Origin of the sequence: Mycobacterium shimoidei (assembly GCF_900417275.1) — a bacterium.
GTDB classification, from domain to species: Bacteria; Actinomycetota; Actinomycetes; order Mycobacteriales; family Mycobacteriaceae; genus Mycobacterium; species Mycobacterium shimoidei.
Map to the genome: position 1 here is coordinate 970,913 of NZ_UEGW01000001.1, position 16,200 is coordinate 987,112.

The 16,200-nt window shown below is 65.8% G+C and carries 13 protein-coding genes; 3 read left to right on the top strand and 10 right to left on the bottom strand.

The window, feature by feature from the left end; all coding sequences use genetic code 11:
- Nucleotides 1-30: 30 nt before the first annotated feature.
- The 3 genes from MSP7336_RS04765 to MSP7336_RS04775 form a co-directional block, all read right to left on the bottom strand.
- Entirely contained in the window at nt 31-1,341 is a 1,311-nt protein-coding gene (locus MSP7336_RS04765) for a maltokinase N-terminal cap-like domain-containing protein (protein WP_069394179.1), read from the bottom strand.
- The gene (treS, locus tag MSP7336_RS04770; protein WP_276002510.1) at nt 1,338-3,101 is read right to left on the bottom strand and encodes a maltose alpha-D-glucosyltransferase; all 1,764 of its coding nucleotides are present in this window, start codon (nt 3,099-3,101) and stop codon (nt 1,338-1,340) included. Before treS ends, MSP7336_RS04765 begins: the two co-directional genes overlap by 4 nt.
- Before the next feature lie 82 nt (nt 3,102-3,183).
- Entirely contained in the window at nt 3,184-4,227 is a 1,044-nt protein-coding gene (locus tag MSP7336_RS04775) for a S1C family serine protease (RefSeq protein ID WP_069394178.1), read from the bottom strand.
- Nucleotides 4,228-4,424: 197 nt separating this feature from the next.
- Between MSP7336_RS04775 and MSP7336_RS04780 the strand changes: the two genes are divergently transcribed.
- A complete protein-coding gene (locus tag MSP7336_RS04780) occupies nt 4,425-4,865 on the top strand; it encodes a TIGR03668 family PPOX class F420-dependent oxidoreductase (protein ID WP_069394177.1) in 441 nt (146 codons plus the stop codon).
- A gap of 115 nt (nt 4,866-4,980) precedes the next feature.
- Nucleotides 4,981-7,125 (top strand): elongation factor G-like protein EF-G2, encoded by a 2,145-nt coding sequence (locus MSP7336_RS04785; RefSeq protein WP_069394176.1) that lies wholly within the window; start codon nt 4,981-4,983, stop codon nt 7,123-7,125.
- Here MSP7336_RS04785 and MSP7336_RS04790 read toward each other — a convergent pair.
- Nucleotides 7,122-7,748 carry a CoA transferase subunit B gene (locus MSP7336_RS04790; RefSeq protein WP_069394175.1) on the bottom strand — a complete coding sequence of 209 codons (627 nt, stop codon included), beginning with the start codon at nt 7,746-7,748 and terminating at the stop codon, nt 7,122-7,124. The two genes, MSP7336_RS04785 and MSP7336_RS04790, sit on opposite strands and share 4 nt — an antisense overlap.
- On the bottom strand, nt 7,745-8,512 hold the full coding sequence (locus MSP7336_RS04795; RefSeq protein WP_113963169.1) for a CoA transferase subunit A: 768 nt from the start codon (nt 8,510-8,512) through the stop codon (nt 7,745-7,747). The genes MSP7336_RS04790 and MSP7336_RS04795 overlap by 4 nt, the downstream gene beginning before the upstream one ends.
- A gap of 282 nt (nt 8,513-8,794) precedes the next feature.
- On the opposite strand from MSP7336_RS04795, the gene MSP7336_RS04800 reads away from it, so the two are divergent.
- The gene (locus MSP7336_RS04800; protein WP_069394323.1) at nt 8,795-9,559 is read left to right on the top strand and encodes a L,D-transpeptidase; all 765 of its coding nucleotides are present in this window, start codon (nt 8,795-8,797) and stop codon (nt 9,557-9,559) included.
- Between the two features lie 51 nt (nt 9,560-9,610).
- Here MSP7336_RS04800 and MSP7336_RS04805 read toward each other — a convergent pair whose 3' ends face one another.
- The 5 genes from MSP7336_RS04805 to MSP7336_RS04825 all read right to left on the bottom strand — a co-directional run bounded on the left by MSP7336_RS04805 (nt 9,611) and on the right by MSP7336_RS04825 (nt 16,173).
- On the bottom strand, nt 9,611-9,802 hold the full coding sequence (locus tag MSP7336_RS04805; RefSeq protein ID WP_113963170.1) for a hypothetical protein: 192 nt from the start codon (nt 9,800-9,802) through the stop codon (nt 9,611-9,613).
- A gap of 246 nt (nt 9,803-10,048) precedes the next feature.
- Entirely contained in the window at nt 10,049-12,043 is a 1,995-nt protein-coding gene (locus tag MSP7336_RS04810; RefSeq protein ID WP_113963171.1) for an acyltransferase family protein, read from the bottom strand.
- A 205-nt stretch (nt 12,044-12,248) separates the two neighbouring features.
- Complete coding sequence (locus tag MSP7336_RS04815; RefSeq protein WP_069394172.1) at nt 12,249-13,424, bottom strand: CaiB/BaiF CoA transferase family protein; 1,176 nt, start codon at nt 13,422-13,424, stop codon at nt 12,249-12,251.
- On the bottom strand, nt 13,417-14,331 hold the full coding sequence (locus tag MSP7336_RS04820) for an SDR family NAD(P)-dependent oxidoreductase (protein ID WP_069394171.1): 915 nt from the start codon (nt 14,329-14,331) through the stop codon (nt 13,417-13,419). The genes MSP7336_RS04815 and MSP7336_RS04820 overlap by 8 nt, the downstream gene beginning before the upstream one ends.
- The gene (locus tag MSP7336_RS04825) at nt 14,332-16,173 is read right to left on the bottom strand and encodes a flavin-containing monooxygenase (RefSeq protein WP_069394170.1); all 1,842 of its coding nucleotides are present in this window, start codon (nt 16,171-16,173) and stop codon (nt 14,332-14,334) included. It abuts the gene before it with no gap.
- Between the last annotated feature and the right edge of the window lie 27 nt (nt 16,174-16,200).

Sequence of the window (16,200 nt, forward strand, 5' to 3'; positions counted from 1 at the left end):
GCGCTGCTGCCGATTTCGTTTCGGCGCGTGCTAGACGGCGGTCAGCCTGGCAATCGACCGCAGCGGGATCGGTAGCCAGCTGGGCCGGTGGCGAGACTCGTAACCGGTTTCATACACCGCCTTGTCGAGTTCGTATCCCGCCAGCAGCAACGGCGACTCGCGCGGGTCGACCCCGGACGCCGCCGTATAACCGTCGCAGAACGCGGTGTGGTTTCGCTCCACCCATTCGCGGGCCCGGGCAGCAAGCTGCTTGTCGTCCTCCTGATCGATCAGTGGCCCGTAGGCGGCGTACTCGTAGGAGCGCAGCACGCCGGCGACGTCGCGCAACGGCGAATCCGGCGCGCGTCGCTCGTCGAGGGGTTGTCCGGGCTCACCTTCGAAGTCGATCAACAGCCAGGTCTCCGGTGTGCGCAGCACTTGGCCCAGGTGCAGGTCTCCGTGCACTCGCTGCACCGTGATCGTCTCGTCGGCAAGCTTGCGGAACCGTTCCTCGATCGTCGGGACGTACTGCGCCAGCTCCGGCACGGACGCAGCCGTCGACGCCAGCCGTGCCAGCGCGGTGTCGACCGGGAACGTCGCCTGCGCGGTGCCCAGCTGCTCTGCCAGGGTGGCATGCACCGAGGCGACGGCCTCTCCGAGCCGGTAGGACTCGCCCGCGAAGTCGCCGCCTACCTCGTAGGCATACAGGTCCCCCTCGGCGAACAGATCACGCACGCTGGCGTTGGCCATCGCCCAGCCTTCGGCCGAGTTGCTCGCGTAGGCAGTCGCCATGCCGAGCGGAATCGGGCCGTCACCGGCGATTTCGTAGACACCGAGCAGGCGGGCGACGTGCGGGTTTCCGGCGCGGCCCAACACCCGGTTCAATTCGATGTCGGGGTTGATTCCGGGGGTGACGCGGCGAAACACCTTGAGGATGGCTTCGCGCTCGAAGATCACGCTGGTGTTGGTTTGCTCAGCGTCCGAGATTCGCGCCGGCGCGTCCAGCGGCAGCGTGACATCGGGCTCCTTGGTGAATGTGACGACGTCGCGCACCGCGGAGCTGTCGATGAGCGACAGCAAAACTTGCGCCGCGGCGGGGTTGTAGAGCGCGTCATAGGCGGTGCGGTCACCATCGACGCCGATGATGGCGACACTGCTGTATTCGGGGACCGGCACGGAGTCCCAGCTGACGATCACCTGGTAGCGCTCCGTGGAGCCATCGGTGTAGGCGACGTCGACGAGCACCAGCTCGAGGTCATCGCCGAGCGCGACAACCAGGCCGGGCTCGGCGGCGGAGAGCTCGCGACTGCGTCCGGCGTACCAACGCTGCTGGGGTAACCATTCTGACCACGGCAAATTCATTGCGACTCCTCAGACGCGGACAGCTGGAACCAGTAAAACCCGTGGCCCGGCAGCGTCAGCAAATATGGCAGCTGTCCGATCCGGGGGAATTCCACGTGTCCGGTCAGCTCAACCGGCGTGTAGCCATTCCAGTGCTGCAGGTTCAGTTCGATGGGCTGCGGAAACCGGGACAGATTGTTGACGCAGATCACCACGTCGTCGTCGGTCTCGCGCGAGTACGCCAGCACCGACGGGTTCGACCCGCCGAGTTCGGTGAAGGTTCCGACCGCAAAGGCGTCGTGCCGTCGTCGCACGGCCAACATGGTTCGCGTCCAGTTCAGCAGCGACGTCGAGGTATCCCGCTGCGCTTCGACGTTGACGGTTTGGTAGCCGTAAACCGGATCCTGGCTGGGCGGCACGTAGAGCCGACCCGGGTTGGCGGTGGAAAAGCCGGCGTTGCGATCCGGTGTCCACTGCATCGGCGTGCGGACCCCGTCGCGATCACCGAGCCAGATGACGTCACCCATACCGATCTCGTCGCCGTAGTAGATGACCGGTGATCCCGGCAGCGACAGCAACAGCGCAGTGAACAACTCGATCTGGTTTCGGTCGTTGTCCAGCAGCGGCGCCAGCCTGCGGCGGATGCCGACATTGGCCTTCATCCGGGGATCCTTGGCGTACTCGGCGTACATGTAGTCGCGTTCCTCGTCGGTGACCATCTCCAGCGTCAACTCGTCGTGGTTGCGCAGGAAGATGCCCCACTGCGCCAGGTCGGGGATCGGTGGTGTCTGCGCCAGGATCTCGGAGATGGGAAAGCGCGACTCACGGCGAACCGCCATGAAGATGCGTGGCATCAGCGGGAAGTGAAACGCCATGTGGCATTCGTCGCCGCCGGTGGCCGGGTCGCCGAAGTACTCGACGACATCGGAGGGCCATTGGTTGGCCTCGGCCAGCAGCACCCGGCCGGGGAACTCGTCGTCGACCATCTTGCGGACCCGCTTGAGGAACGCGTGGGTCTCGGGCAGGTTTTCGCAGTTGGTGCCCTCCCGCTCGAACAGGTAGGGCACCGCGTCCAGCCGGAACCCGTCGATGCCCAGGCCCAGCCAGAACCGCATGACGTCGAGCATCGCCTCCTGGACGGCCGGGTTGTCGTAGTTCAGATCGGGCTGGTGGTAGAAGAACCGGTGCCAGTAAAACTGCCGACGCACCGGGTCGAAGGTCCAGTTCGAGTCCTCGGTGTCGACGAAGATGATCCGCGCGTCGGCGTACTTGTCGCTGGTGTCGCTCCAGACGTAGTAGTCGCCGTACGGGCCGTCGGGGTCGCGCCGGGATTCCTGGAACCAGGGATGCGTGTCGGAGGTGTGGTTCATCACCAGGTCGGTGATCACGCGGATGCCCCGCTGGTGAGCCGCATCGACCAGCGCGACGAAGTCGTCGACGGTCCCGAACTCGGGCAGCACCTTGTAGAAGTCGCGGATGTCGTAGCCGCCGTCACGAAGCGGCGAGTCGTAGAACGGCGGCAACCAGATGCAGTCGATGCCCAGCCACTGCAGGTAGTCGAGGCGCTCGGTCAGCCCGCGCAGGTCACCCGAGCCGTCACCGTTGGAGTCGTAGAACGCCCGGACTAAGACCTCGTAGAAAACTGCGCGCTTGAACCAGGTTTGGTCGGCCGGAAGAGCGCGGGCGTCGGCGAAGTCTTCGGCGGTGGGATGCTGGACAACCCCTGCTTGGACCCGGCTGCCCTCGGTCGGATCGTGTTCGACGGTGCCGTCGTTGATCAAATCCACAGTTTCAGGCGTACCCCGCACCGGACGCACGGAATCGTATGCGACGCGCCACCTTTGAGCGCCACCAACCTTGATATCAGCCGGGCGGCCCTTCCGCCAACGTCACGTTGGCGACGGCACCGCTTGCCAGTCCCACCGCAATGGTGTCGCCGGGGTAATGCTGATCCATGAGGTTGGTCAGCGCGGTGGCCGAGTTGACTGGCGCGCCGTTGATGGAGGTGATCACGTCCCCGGGACTGATCCCGGCGCGAGCGGCGGGGCCGTCGACCACCACCCGCTGGATGGCCGCACCGGCGCCGTTGGCGTCGGTCACCCCGACACCCAGGAACCCGGTCGGGCCGATGTGCACTGTCGGCCCCCCGGCCCCGGAGCGGATCTGCCCGGCGATCGCCATCGCTTGGTTGATCGGAATCACAAAGCCCTGGCCCCGGCCCAGGTGGTAGTTCTCCGACGCCGCCGTGTTCACGCCGATCACCTGGTTCGCAGCGTTGACGGTCGGCCCACCGGAGTCGCCGGGCCGGATCCCGGCGTCGACCTGGATCAAGCCGTCGAGTGTCTCGGTGCTGCCCGTCAACGAGTCCGACGCCGAAACGGTCTGGTTGAGCGCCACCACACGGCCCGCCACCGCGCTGGGGGTTCCGCCGGCGCCGCCGGCGTTGCCCAGCGACACGATCGGATCGCCGACCCTCACCGTGTTCGAGTCGCCGATGTTTGCCACCGGCAATCCGGCGGCACCGCCGAGTTGCACCACGGCGATGTCCTCGGTGCGGTCGTAGCCGATCACCTGGACCGGGTAGGCCTGGCCGGTGCTGATGGATCGGGCGGTGATCTGGGTGGCGCCCGCGATCACGTGGTTGTTGGTCAGCACTACACCGTTGGGGTCGATCACGATCCCGGTCCCGGCGCCGACCGCGCTTTGGTACCCGAGCTCGGTGTCGATGTTGACGATTTGCGGGCCGACTTGCGCCACGGTGGCCAGCGGATCGGCTGGCGGCGCGGGGGCTGGAGCCGGCGCCGGCGGTGATGCGTATGCCGGTGCTGCGAAGACCACCAATCCCACTACTGACGCCAGAGTGAGTAACCACGACCACCACGGTTTCTGGCGGTGCGATCCGCTCATCCCGTCACCTCCTAGTCAAAGGCAAGCCACTCAAGGACAAGCCACTCGAGGACAAGCCGCAAGGGTCAACCCGCAATTGCTGGGTTTGTCGCAGCATACGGGTTAACCAGCGTCTCGTCCTGGCAAACTGGTGGGCCCTGCTCGTGGTCGACCCGCCGCGCCCGGCTCCTCCGTGGCGACCCGCTTAGGCTGGACGCGTGGTCGACTTCGACCCGAAAGCCAATTTTGCGAGGGCTTCCGTAGCACGGCTGGCCACCGTTGCTCCCGACGGGATGCCGCACTTGGTGCCCGTGGTGTTCGCCGTTCGCTTGTCAGGCGACTTGTCACGCGAGGATTTCATCTACACCGCCGTCGACGCCAAACCCAAGACGACTCGACGGCTGCGCCGCCTGGCCAACATCGACAACGAGCCCCGGGTCAGTGTGCTCGTCGACCACTACGCCGACGACTGGACCCAGCTGTGGTGGGTCCGCGCCGACGGAATCGCCGAGATCCACCACCCGGGCGGTCAAGACGACGAAGCACTGCAAGCCGGCTATGACCGGTTGCGAGCGAAATACCCCCAGTACCAATCGGTTCGGTTGGACGGCCCGGTGATCGCCGTCGCGGTGCGCCGCTGGAGCAGCTGGCACGCGTAACTCTCACTATTCCCAAAGCCCTTGTGCTGCGCGGGTGTGGTGGAGAAAGGTGGCTACCAGGTGACTGAACAGGTGAGCCGCCGGCGGATAACTCCGGGTACGAGGAGAGCACCACATGGCAGATAAGGCGAACACTTCGACAAGCGCAGGAGCCGCTCCCACCGCGGACCATCCGTCCGCGATCCGCAACGTGGTATTGGTCGGGCCCTCCGGCTCCGGCAAAACCACGCTCGTCGAGGCGCTACTGGTCAGTTCGGGCGTGCTGTCTCGGCCCGGCTCAGTCGCCGACGGCACCACGGTCTGCGACTACGACGAGGCCGAAATCCGGCAGCAGCGCTCGGTGGGGCTGGCGCTGGCGTCGCTGGCACACGACGGCGTGAAGGTCAACCTGCTCGACACCCCCGGCTACGCCGACTTCGTCGGCGAACTGCGCGCCGGGCTGCGGGCCGCGGACTGCGCGCTCTTCGTGATCGCGGCCAACGAGGGGGTCGACGAGCCGACCAAGTCGCTGTGGCAGGAGTGCAGCCAGGTCGGCATGCCCCGGGCGGTGGTGATCACCAAGCTCGACCACGCCCGCGCCAACTACCAAAGTGCGCTGTCGGCGGCCCAGGAGGCATTCGGCGACAAGGTTTTGCCGCTGTATCTGCCGGCCGGCGACGGCCTGATCGGGTTGTTGTCGCAGACCCACTACGAGTACGTTGACGGCAACCGGACCACCCATCCGCCAGACCCGTCGTATGCCGATCAGATCGAAGAGCACCGGGGTGCTCTGATCGAAGGGATCATCGAGGAGTCCGAGGACGAATCGCTGATGGAGCGCTACCTCGGCGGCGAGGCGATCGACGAGTCGGTCCTCATCGAGGACTTGGAGAAAGCGGTCGCGCGGGGCTCGTTCTTCCCGGTGATCCCGGTGTGCAGCACCACCGGCGTCGGCACGCTGGAGTTGCTGGAGATCGCGACCCGCGGGTTCCCGTCGCCGCTGGAACATCCGCTGCCCGAGGTCTTCACCCAACAAGGGGCCCCGCACGACCAGCTGGCTTGTGACCCCGGTGGGCCGCTGCTCGCCGAAGTGGTGAAGACGACGTCGGATCCCTACGTCGGCAGGGTCAGTCTGGTCCGGGTGTTCTCCGGGACCATCAAGCCCGACACGACGGTTCATGTGTCGGGCCATTTTGAGTCTTTCTTCGGTTCGTCCAACGGATCGAGCAGCCACGCCGACCACGACGAAGACGAACGCATCGGCGCCCTGTCGTTCCCGCTCGGCAAGCAGCAGCGGCCGGCCTCGATCGTGGTGGCCGGTGACATCTGTGCGATCGGGCGGCTCAGCCGGGCCGAAACCGGTGACACGCTCTCTGACAAAGACAAGCCGCTGGTGCTCAAACCATGGGCGATGCCCGAGCCGCTGTTGCCCGTCGCTGTCGAGGCGCACGCCAAGAGCGACGAGGACAAGCTGTCGGTCGGGCTGGGACGGTTGGCGGCCGAGGACCCCACGCTGCGCATCGAGCAGAATCCGGAAACCCACCAAGTGGTGCTGTGGTGCATGGGCGAATCGCACGTCAGCGTTCTGCTCGACGCGCTCGCCAACCGGTACGGCGTCACCGTGGACACCGTAGATCTTCGGGTACCGTTGCGAGAAACGTTCGCGCGCAAGGCCAAAGGCCATGGCCGACACGTCAAGCAGTCCGGTGGGCACGGCCAGTACGCCGTCTGCGACATCGAAGTCGAGCCGCTTCCGGAGGGGGCGGGCTTCGAGTTCGTCGACAAGGTGGTCGGCGGTGCGATACCGCGCCAGTTCATCCCGAGCGTGGAGAAGGGTGTCCGCGCGCAGATGGAAAAAGGCGTGCAGTTCGGCTATCCGGTAGTCGATATCCGGGTCACGTTGCTCGACGGCAAGGCGCACAGTGTCGACTCGTCGGACTTCGCGTTCCAGATGGCCGGCGGGCTGGCGCTCAAGGAAGCCGCGGCGGCGACCAAGGTGATCCTGCTCGAGCCGATCGACGAAATCGCGGTGCTGGTGCCCGACGACCTTGTCGGTGCGGTGATGGGTGATCTGTCCGGGCGCCGCGGTCGCGTACTGGGGACCGACACCGCCGGCAACGAGCGCACGGTGGTCAGGGCCGAGGTGCCGCAAGTGGAGTTGACTCGCTATGCCATCGATCTGCGTTCACTGGGCCACGGCGCCGCCTCGTTCACCCGGTCGTTCGCCCGCTACGAGCCGATGCCGGAATCCGCAGCGGCGCGGGTGAAGACCGCCAGCTAAATCACCGGCGCCGCGGTCTTGGCGACCACCTCGTCATGCTCGACGCCCGGCGCCAGCTCGGTCACCGTGAAGCCGGTGCCGCACACGTCGAGCACCGCGAGGTCGGTGATGACCCGGCTGACCACGCCCCGCCCGGTCAGCGGCAGCTGACAAGCGGTAACGAGTTTGGCCGCACCGGTTTTGGTGACGTGGTCCATCACGACGATGACGCGTCGGGCACCGCTGACCAGGTCCATGGCGCCGCCCATGCCCTTGACCATCTCACCGGGGATCATCCAGTTCGCCAAGTCGCCGTTCATCGCGACCTGCATGGCGCCCAGCACCGCGAGGTCGACGTGGCCGCCGCGGATCATCGCAAAGCTGGTCGCCGAGTCGAAGAACGACGCCCCGGCCAGTACAGACACCGTCTGCTTGCCGGCGTTGACCAGGTCCGGGTCGACCTGGTCGTCATAGGGAAACGGGCCCACCCCGAGGATGCCGTTCTCGGCGTGGATGGTGACGTCGAGTCCTTCGGGCAGGTGATCGGGAATCAGGGTCGGCAGGCCGATGCCGAGGTTGACGTAGTCGCCGTCGCGTAACTCCCGCGCTGCGCGGGCGGCCATCTGGTCGCGGCTCCAGCTCATCGCCTTCTCCGGGTGGTGCGCTTCTCAATGTCCTTGCGCGCGGCTTGTTCTGGGGTCAGCGCGAGGACACGCTGGACGAAGATGCCGGGCAGATGGACGTCGTCGGGGTCGAGCTCACCGACTTCGACGACACGCTCGGCCTCGACCGCGGTGATGCGTCCGGACATGGCGGCCGGCGGATTGAAGTTGCGGGCCGCTGCGTGGAAGCGGCAGTTGCCGGCCTTGTCGGCGACGGCGGCGCGCACCAGCGCGTAGTCGGTGACGATGGCCTCTTCGAGCACCATCTGCGTTTGGCCGAAGGTGCGCACTTCCTTCGCCGGCGAGGCGAGCGCTACGCCGCCGTCCGGTCGGTAGCGCCACGGCAGCCCGCCCTCGGCGACCATGGTGCCGACACCGGTGGGGGTGAAGAAGGCGCCGATGCCGCTGCCACCGGCGCGTAGCCGCTCCGCCAGGGTGCCCTGCGGGGTCAACTCGACCGTCAGCTCACCCGCCAGATATTGCCGGGCGAACTCCTTGTTCTCACCCACGTATGAGGCCACCACCCGGCTGATCCGGTGCTCCTGTAACAACAATCCCAAGCCGGCGCCGTCGACGCCGCAGTTGTTGGACACGATCGTCAAGTCAGTTGCGCCCTGATGCAGCAAAGCCTCGATGAGAAACCATGGGATGCCGGCCAGTCCGAAGCCGCCGACGGCCACGCTGGTGCCGTCGGGGATATCGGCGACCGCTTCGGCCGCCGAGCCGACGAGTTTGTTGAGGGCCACGGCTGCTTCGACCTCCGCTCAGCTAGACACTCCGTTTGTTTAACACAACGCCGGTTTGCGTCCATGTGCCGCATTCCGAGCTTGCCAAAGGGCATGTTCCGATGAGTTTGAACCGTGCCGCTGCGGGCCTCATTCACCACGCCGACCAGCCCTGAGGTGCGATCAATTGGTTTGCCCGATCTTGCCGATTTTGCTGCGGTGATCGTTTGCTGGGTGACAATTGGGGTACATATTAGAGCAACGGAATGTTTGCAGACGCGCCGTCTCAGAGGGGTGGAAGCCATGCGTAGATCGGTTCGACATGTGCGACACGTGCTTGTCGCGGCAGGCGTTGTCGCGTTGGCCGTGGCGACATCCGCGAGCCCCAGTACGGCGGCGTTCGCACCGCCGAGCGCGATCACGGGCGTGGCATCCATCCAGCCGGCCAACGGGGAGGTGGTCGGGGTCGCTCATCCCGTGATCGTCACGTTCACCGGACCGGTCGCGAACCGCTCCGCCGCCGAGCGCACGATCAAGGTCAGCTCACCGACCCACACCACCGGGCACTTCGATTGGGTCAATGACACCGTCGTGCAATGGATCCCGGATAGCTACTGGCCTCCGCGCAGCCACGTGGACCTGTCGGTGCACGGCTTGTCGACTGGTTTCGAAACCGGCGACGAGGTCCGCGGCGTCGCCAGCATCTCCGCGCACACCTTCACGGTCAGCATCAACGGCGAGGTGGTGCGCACAATGCCGGCGTCGATGGGCAAGCCCAGTCGCCCGACACCGATCGGCAGCTACAGCGCGCTGTCGAAGGAGCGCACGGTCGTGATGGATTCACGAACCATCGGCATCCCGCTCAGTTCGCCCGACGGGTACAAGATCACCGCGTCGTACGCGGTGCGGGTCACCTGGAGCGGCGTCTACGTTCACTCCGCGCCGTGGTCGGTGGATTCGCAGGGCTATGCCAACGTCAGCCACGGCTGCATCAACCTGAGCCCGGACAACGCGGCGTGGTATTTCGACACCGTGCGCCTCGGCGATCCGATCGAGGTCATCGCGTAATACGACGTTGCCGGTGGCGCAGTGATGCCGCCGATGATGTCACGGGGCCCCTCAGCGGTACTGGCCGCCGGAAGGGGACGGATGCCCGCCCAGCGACGCGGTGATTACCGCCACCGGCATCCGGGACACATACAGGTTGGCCCGCTCCTGCGGCGTGAGGTTGCAGCGTGCCCACACCCGACGCGTCAGACGTCGGCCGACTTGCAGCATTGGCGAAATGTGCTGTGCGACAACGAAAGCCATGATCTTCTCCTGCCGGGAAGCCCGACCGGTCGGCTTTGCGCTGAGCAGCCGTCAAACAGCTACGGGAATGCCGCGACCGGATCGGGACGAAACGGATACCGAATGCGGATAGCAATAGTCACTCGGACTCATTTCCCCTCACCTCCTCACGGCCGGGGCGCGCGCGGGCGCCATCGCATACACAGATGTTGTCCATATGGTGGCACTAACCTGCAATATCGTCAAACGTAAGCGGCCGGCAGCAAGTCAGCGCAGCGATTCCTCGAGCCATGGGGTCAGCCATTTCACGCCCTCCTCGGTCAGGTGAACGCCGTCGCTGCGCACCGGAATGCCATCGACTTTGGCGGTGTAAACGCCCTCCGGGCACAGCTTTTTCTTCAGGTCAAGTATCCCGACGTTCTGGCGGTGCCCAATAGTGCGGCGCAGCAACGCGTTCCATTTGTCCACCCGCTCGGGCTGATCCTCCGGGTACAGACTTCCGTCGTGCTGCTCACCGCGCCTGCTGTAGGGCAGGTTTGCCACCGTCACCGGCGCCCCACTGGCACCGAGGATGTCGAGGGCGCGGCTCAGCTCGCCGGCGATGTAGGCGTCGAACGCCGGCTCACCGATGTGGGTCCAGCGTCCCTCATTGACCCGGTCCACCGTTTCCCAGCGGCCCACGATCAACAGGACGGCGTCGGGCTGGTCCTCGCGGAGTTGCGCCGACCATCTGCTCGGCCATGATTCGCATTCACTTTTCTGGTTCAGGGTCTCACCGAGATAGCGGTACGGGCCGCCGCGGACCAGGCTGCACCCGATGACCGTGTGGTCGACGAAATCGAAACCGGGGGTCGGCGGGAGGTAGTGCATCAACGACCAGCCGATCGAGTCGCCGAACACCGAAACGGTGAACGGCCGATGCGGATCGCGCTGGCCGACGGCCCGCGCGGGGCGATTCCCGGTCGGCGGCGAGGATGACACCACCGCGACCGACGAGATGCCCGGCGGCATGCTGGTTTCCGTCCCGCCCGATTTGGCCCCCACCGGAACAATGAGCAGCGTCATGGCGGCCGCGGTTGCGGCGGTGGCTGCGGCCAGCCGCAACAACGGCACCCGCACCGGCCGCCACTTGCGGATCGGCTGCTCGATCAGCCACCACGATGCGGCCGATACCGCCAGCGTCGCCGTGCACCGCAGGGCGAACAGTGACAGCCCCGACCAGCCGGTCCGTTCTCCGTTGAGCACCAGAAAGATCGGCCAATGCCAGAGGTAGACGCCGTAGGAGATGGTGCCCAGCCACACCAGGGGACGCCACGCCAGCGCGACGGCAACGGGCCCGCGCTGATCCAGCGCCACCGGCGCGATCACCAAGACAGCCGCCACCGCAACGGCCGCCAGCAGACCGTGCCGGAATTCGGCCGCTGTACCGGTCGCGTAATGCGCGGCAACGCCGAGCGCGGCCACGCCAATCACCGGCAGCAGACGCGCGGTCCACTTACCCCACCGCGTCCGGATCAGCGACCAGCCGCGATTCAGCGCCGGCCAATCCCCGACCAGCAACGCAGCCGCCGCCGAACCCGTCAGCAGCGCCTGGGCCCGGGTGTCGGTGCCGAAATAGACCCGATCACGGGTGGCGTCGGACGCGACGAGGACGGCAACCGCCGCGGACGCCAACGCACCCAGGGTGGCCAGCACAAAAATGCTCAGCCGAACCCCACCCAGGGTGGCCAGCCTGCCCCGGCGACGTGCCCGCGCGGCCAACGCGACCGCCACCGCAATCAGCAGCAGCGGCCAGACCAGGTAGTACTGCTCCTCGACGCCAAGCGACCACGCATGCTGCAGCGGTGACGGCGGTGCGCCCTGGCTGAAATAGTCGGTCTTCTGCGCGACGAACATCCAGTTCGCTGCCCAAAAGAACGTGGCGACAGCCTCGTCACGCAACCCCGCGACGGCTTCGGCCGAAAAGAACTGTCGCCCAACGGCAACCAGTAGCACCATCGGCACCAGCGCGGGCAGCAGCCGTCGTGCACGGCGAGTCCAGAAGCCGGTCAGGTCGATACGGCCGGTGCGCCCCAGTTCGTCTAGCAGCAGGGAGGTGATCAGAAAGCCGCTGAGCACGAAGAAGATATCGACACCCAGAAATCCACCGCCCATGCCGGGGACGCCGCCGTGATCGGCGAGCACCAGCGCCACCGCCACCGCGCGCACGCCGTCCAGCGCGTCAATGCCGGGACGCCGGTCGCTACTTCGTGATGTGGCCAGGCGAGCACGCCGGGGAGGGGCAACCCAGCGGGGGCGTCGAACACCATGAACCTGCGCAGGGTAAACCCCGGCCGGGCTCGCCCCTAGCGCGTCCCGACCGCTGGCTTGGCCGGTGTCGTTGTCGCCGCGGATACGTCGCCGCCCCCTTACTGCTGGAACAGGGCCAGTTTAGGTGCGGCTCATCCGAATTGCCGGGATGACACGCCTAGGCGCGAGCCGGGGGCACTTCCGCTCGCCCCAGTTCAGCGAGCACTTCCGCAGTATCGGCACCCAGCTGCGGGGCCGAACCGGTGACCCGTCCCGGACTGCGCGAAAACCAGGTCGGCACACCGGGAAACCGCACGGGTCCATGCGGAGTATCCACCGTCTCGAAGAATCCGGCGGCATTCAGGTGGGGATTGTCGAATAACTCGGCGGGGGTGCTCAGCGGCGCTGCGGGTATGTCCAGTTCACGGAACAACTTGAGCCATTCGTCGGTCGTTCGCTCCTGCAGCGTTTCGGCAAGCAGCGCGTAGATCGTGTCGATGTCGCGCGCCCGCTGCTCCAGCCTGGCGTGCTGCGACGTGGCCCACGCCGGCTGGACCGCGTCGATGAATGCCGCCCAGTGCTTGTCGTTGTAGATCAGCGCAGCGATATAACCATCGCTGGTGCGATACGGCCTGCGGTTGGGCGCAACCGTACGCGGATAAACGGCCGGACCGAGCGGCGGATCGAACATGGCACCGTTGGCGTGTTCGACCAACATGAACGACGCCATGGTTTCGAACATCGCGACCTCGACCTCTTGTCCCTCGCCGGTTCGTTCGCGATGGAACAGCGCCATCATCGTCGCGTAGAGCGCCGTCAGCCCGGCGACCTTGTCCGCCATGATGGTTCCGACATAGCTGGCCTCACCGGTCAACTGCTCCTGGACGGCCGGAAGCCCGCATTCGGCCTGGATGGTGTCGTCATAGGCCGGTCGGTCCCGATACGGCCCTCGCCGGCCGTAGCCGTAGCAATTGGTGTAGACAATCGCCGGATTGATCTCGGCGACATCGGTGTAGCCGAAGCCGAGCTGGGTGATTGCCTTGGACCGCATCGAATGGATGAACACGTCCGCGGTTTCGACGAGTGCCCGCAGCGCGCTCTTGCCGGCCTGCGACTGCAGGTCGAGGGTGATGCTGCGCTTGCCACGGTTGACGTTGACGAACACACCGCTCATCGACGGTTCCGGCCCGACCGAGATGTAACGGGTGTTGTCCCCTTCGGGCGGCTCCACCTTGATCACGTCGGCGCCCATGTCGGCCATGATCTGGGTGCAGTACGGTCCCATCACCATTGCGGTGAGGTCGACCACGCGCACTCCGGCCAGCGGGCCGGTGCGTCCGTCAACATTAACCATGGCGGCCCGCCAACTCGAAGCTGTAGCGCAGATGGTCGGTATGCCCGTCCGGCACCACCGGAAAGACCAACGGCGCCTGGGTATCCCGGATGGCGTCGAGTTCTTCGTACACCTGCTCGATCGACCAGCACGGGTGATATACGCCCGGTGTCTCGGCGACGAGTGCCCTGGCCACCCGGCCGGCGACGGACACCAGCATCTCACCGGTGATTGGGCAGGCTTCGTGAGCGAGCAGGCCTACGACCGGTGCAACCAGATCCGGGTCCATCGGCGGATACGCCGAAGTGTCCAGTCCCTCGGCCATTCTGGTCACTGCCGAGGGCACAATGACATTGCACATCACGTTGTCGGACGCACCTTCCAGCGCGACGACATTGGATAAGCCGACAAGTCCTGCCTTCGCGGCGGCGTAGTTGGCCACACCGTGGTTGCCGTACAAACCGCCGATCGACGACGTCAACACGATCCGGCCGTAGCGGGCCTCGCGCATGAGCGGAAACGCCGGACGCACGACATGAAAAGCACCCCGCAGGTGCACGTCGAGTACCGCGTCGAAGTCCTCATAGCTCATCTGCGTCAGCGGTGCCCGACGAACGGTGCCGGCGTTGTGCACGAGAATGTCGACGCGTCCGAAATGATCCAGCGCAGTCTCGATAATCGCCTTGCCCCCGGATGGTGTCGCCACCGACTCGGTACACGCGACCGCGTCACCGCCGGCAGACCGGATCTGCTCGACCACCTCGCCCGCGGGCCCGGAGTCGACACCATCCCCGGTCAGACTGCCTCCGGTGTCGTTGACGACGACCCTGGCCCCCCGCGAGGCCAGCAGGACCGCGTAGGCGCGCCCCAATCCCCGTGCGGCGCCTGTGATCACGGCTACCCGCTGGTCGAATCGCAACTCAGTCATTCACGTTCCCAACAGCAGACCGTCGAGATCACCCTTGGCGCGCCACTGCGCCAACAGGTCCGCGAATGCGTAGAAGCCCGGCCCATACGGCTCGCCCAGGTGCGAGCGGAGACCTTCTCCGCCACCGCCGCCTTCGTTGTTGTAGTAGCCCGGCGTGCATTGGGCGTCGAATGCCGAGTTGTCGATCGCGGTTTCGCGGATGGTCCGGCACCACTCGTTTTGTGCGGCCGGGCTCGGCTCCACGGTGAGCGCGCCGCGGGCCAGCGCCTCGGCGATGATGTAGGCGATGTGCTCGCCCTGCAGTTCGTAATTCGCGGCGATATTGGCCGAAATACCCACCTGGGTGAAGCCGGTGTAGAACTGGTTCGGGAAGCCGACGCTGGTCATCCCGTGCAGCGTCTTGTAGCCGTCGCGCCAGTGGTCGAACAGCGACACGCCGTCACGGCCCTCGATGGTGTCGATCGAGTAGCGTCGGCTGATTTCCGTGGTGATTTCAAAGCCGCTGGCGTAGATGATGCAATCAACCTCGTATTCAACGTCGTTGGCGACCAGCCCCTTTTCGGTGGCGCGCTGCACGCCCTTGCACGCGGACACATCCACCAGCGTGACGTTGGGCCGGTTGAAGGTTGCCAGATATTCGTCGTTGGAGCAGGGCCGTTTGCACAAAAACCGGTAATAGGGCTTGAGTGCTTCGGCGGTCTCGGGATCTTTCACGATGCTGGCGACGCGGCGGCGCAGCCGCTCCATCACTTTGTAGTCTTCCTCTTCACGGATCGCCATGAACTGTTCGGGCGTCATCGACGCGGGATCGTCGAGCGCTTGCACCCGCGCCGCGGTGTTGCGTCCCAGTTCGGTCCAGAAGTCGCACACCAGATCGGGCTGCCCCAACGCCATGCCCTCGAAGGTCCAGGCATGAAAGTTGCGTTGCCGCTCCTTTTGCCAGCCCGGCCGCAGCGACTTCACCCATTCGGGATCGGTCGGTGTGTTGTTGCGGACGTCGACCGACGACGGTGTCCGCTGGAACACATACAGGTGCTTGGCGTATCGGCCGAGATGGGGGACGAGTTGGACTCCGGTAGCGCCAGTGCCCACCAGCGCCACACGTTTGTCGGCCAGCTTGTACAGCCCGCCGCTGGTGTCTCCGCCGGTGTAGTCATAGTCCCACCGAGATGAATGGAAGCTGTGCCCCTTGAAGTCCTTGATACCGGGGATGCCGGGCAGCTTGGGCCGGTGGAAGGGGCCGGAGGCCATGACGACGAACCGGGCGCGGATGTCGTCGGCGCGGTCGGTGTCGATGCGCCAGCGCTTGATCTGCTCGTCCCAGCGCAGCGCACGGACTTGGGTGGACAAGATCGCGGTGTCGTAGAGCCCGAAGTGCTTTCCGATGCGGCGGCAATGCTCGTAGATTTCGGCGCCGTCGGCGAACTTCTTGCTGGGCATGAAGTCGAGCTCTTCAAGCATCGGTATGTAGCAATACGATTCGTTGTCGCACTGTATGCCGGGGTAGCGGTTCCAGTACCAGACACCACCGAAGTCGCCGCCGAGCTCGATGATGTGGACATCCTCCACGCCGGCCTTCTTCAAGTGGGCCGCCGCGAGCAGGCCAGCGAACCCGCCACCCAAGACAGCGACGTCGATGTCCGCTGATATCGGGTCGCGAACCAAGGGCGGCGAGTGCGGGTCGGTTTCGTAGTAGCCGGCGAAGTCGTCAGTGAGTTCGACGTACTGCTTGGATCCCTCTGGGCGCAGTCGCTTTTCCCGTTCCTGGCGGTATTTCTCCCGCAACGCCTCGATGTCGATGTCGTCGGGCGTCTGCGTGGGTTGCTCGCAGTCTGTGGTCATATGGCGCCGCTCCTCCTCATCGCTGCG

Coding starts and splice junctions, on each gene's coding strand:
- MSP7336_RS04805 (WP_113963170.1), bottom strand. CDS start 9,802: ATGGCTTTCGTTGTCGCACAGCACATTTCGCCAATGCTGCAAGTCGGC.
- MSP7336_RS04775 (WP_069394178.1), bottom strand. CDS start 4,227: ATGAGCGGATCGCACCGCCAGAAACCGTGGTGGTCGTGGTTACTCACT.
- MSP7336_RS04825 (WP_069394170.1), bottom strand. CDS start 16,173: ATGACCACAGACTGCGAGCAACCCACGCAGACGCCCGACGACATCGAC.
- MSP7336_RS04765 (WP_069394179.1), bottom strand. CDS start 1,341: ATGAATTTGCCGTGGTCAGAATGGTTACCCCAGCAGCGTTGGTACGCC.
- MSP7336_RS04815 (WP_069394172.1), bottom strand. CDS start 13,424: ATGGTTAATGTTGACGGACGCACCGGCCCGCTGGCCGGAGTGCGCGTG.
- MSP7336_RS04820 (WP_069394171.1), bottom strand. CDS start 14,331: ATGACTGAGTTGCGATTCGACCAGCGGGTAGCCGTGATCACAGGCGCC.
- MSP7336_RS04785 (WP_069394176.1), top strand. CDS start 4,981: ATGGCAGATAAGGCGAACACTTCGACAAGCGCAGGAGCCGCTCCCACC.
- MSP7336_RS04790 (WP_069394175.1), bottom strand. CDS start 7,748: ATGAGCTGGAGCCGCGACCAGATGGCCGCCCGCGCAGCGCGGGAGTTA.
- MSP7336_RS04800 (WP_069394323.1), top strand. CDS start 8,795: ATGCGTAGATCGGTTCGACATGTGCGACACGTGCTTGTCGCGGCAGGC.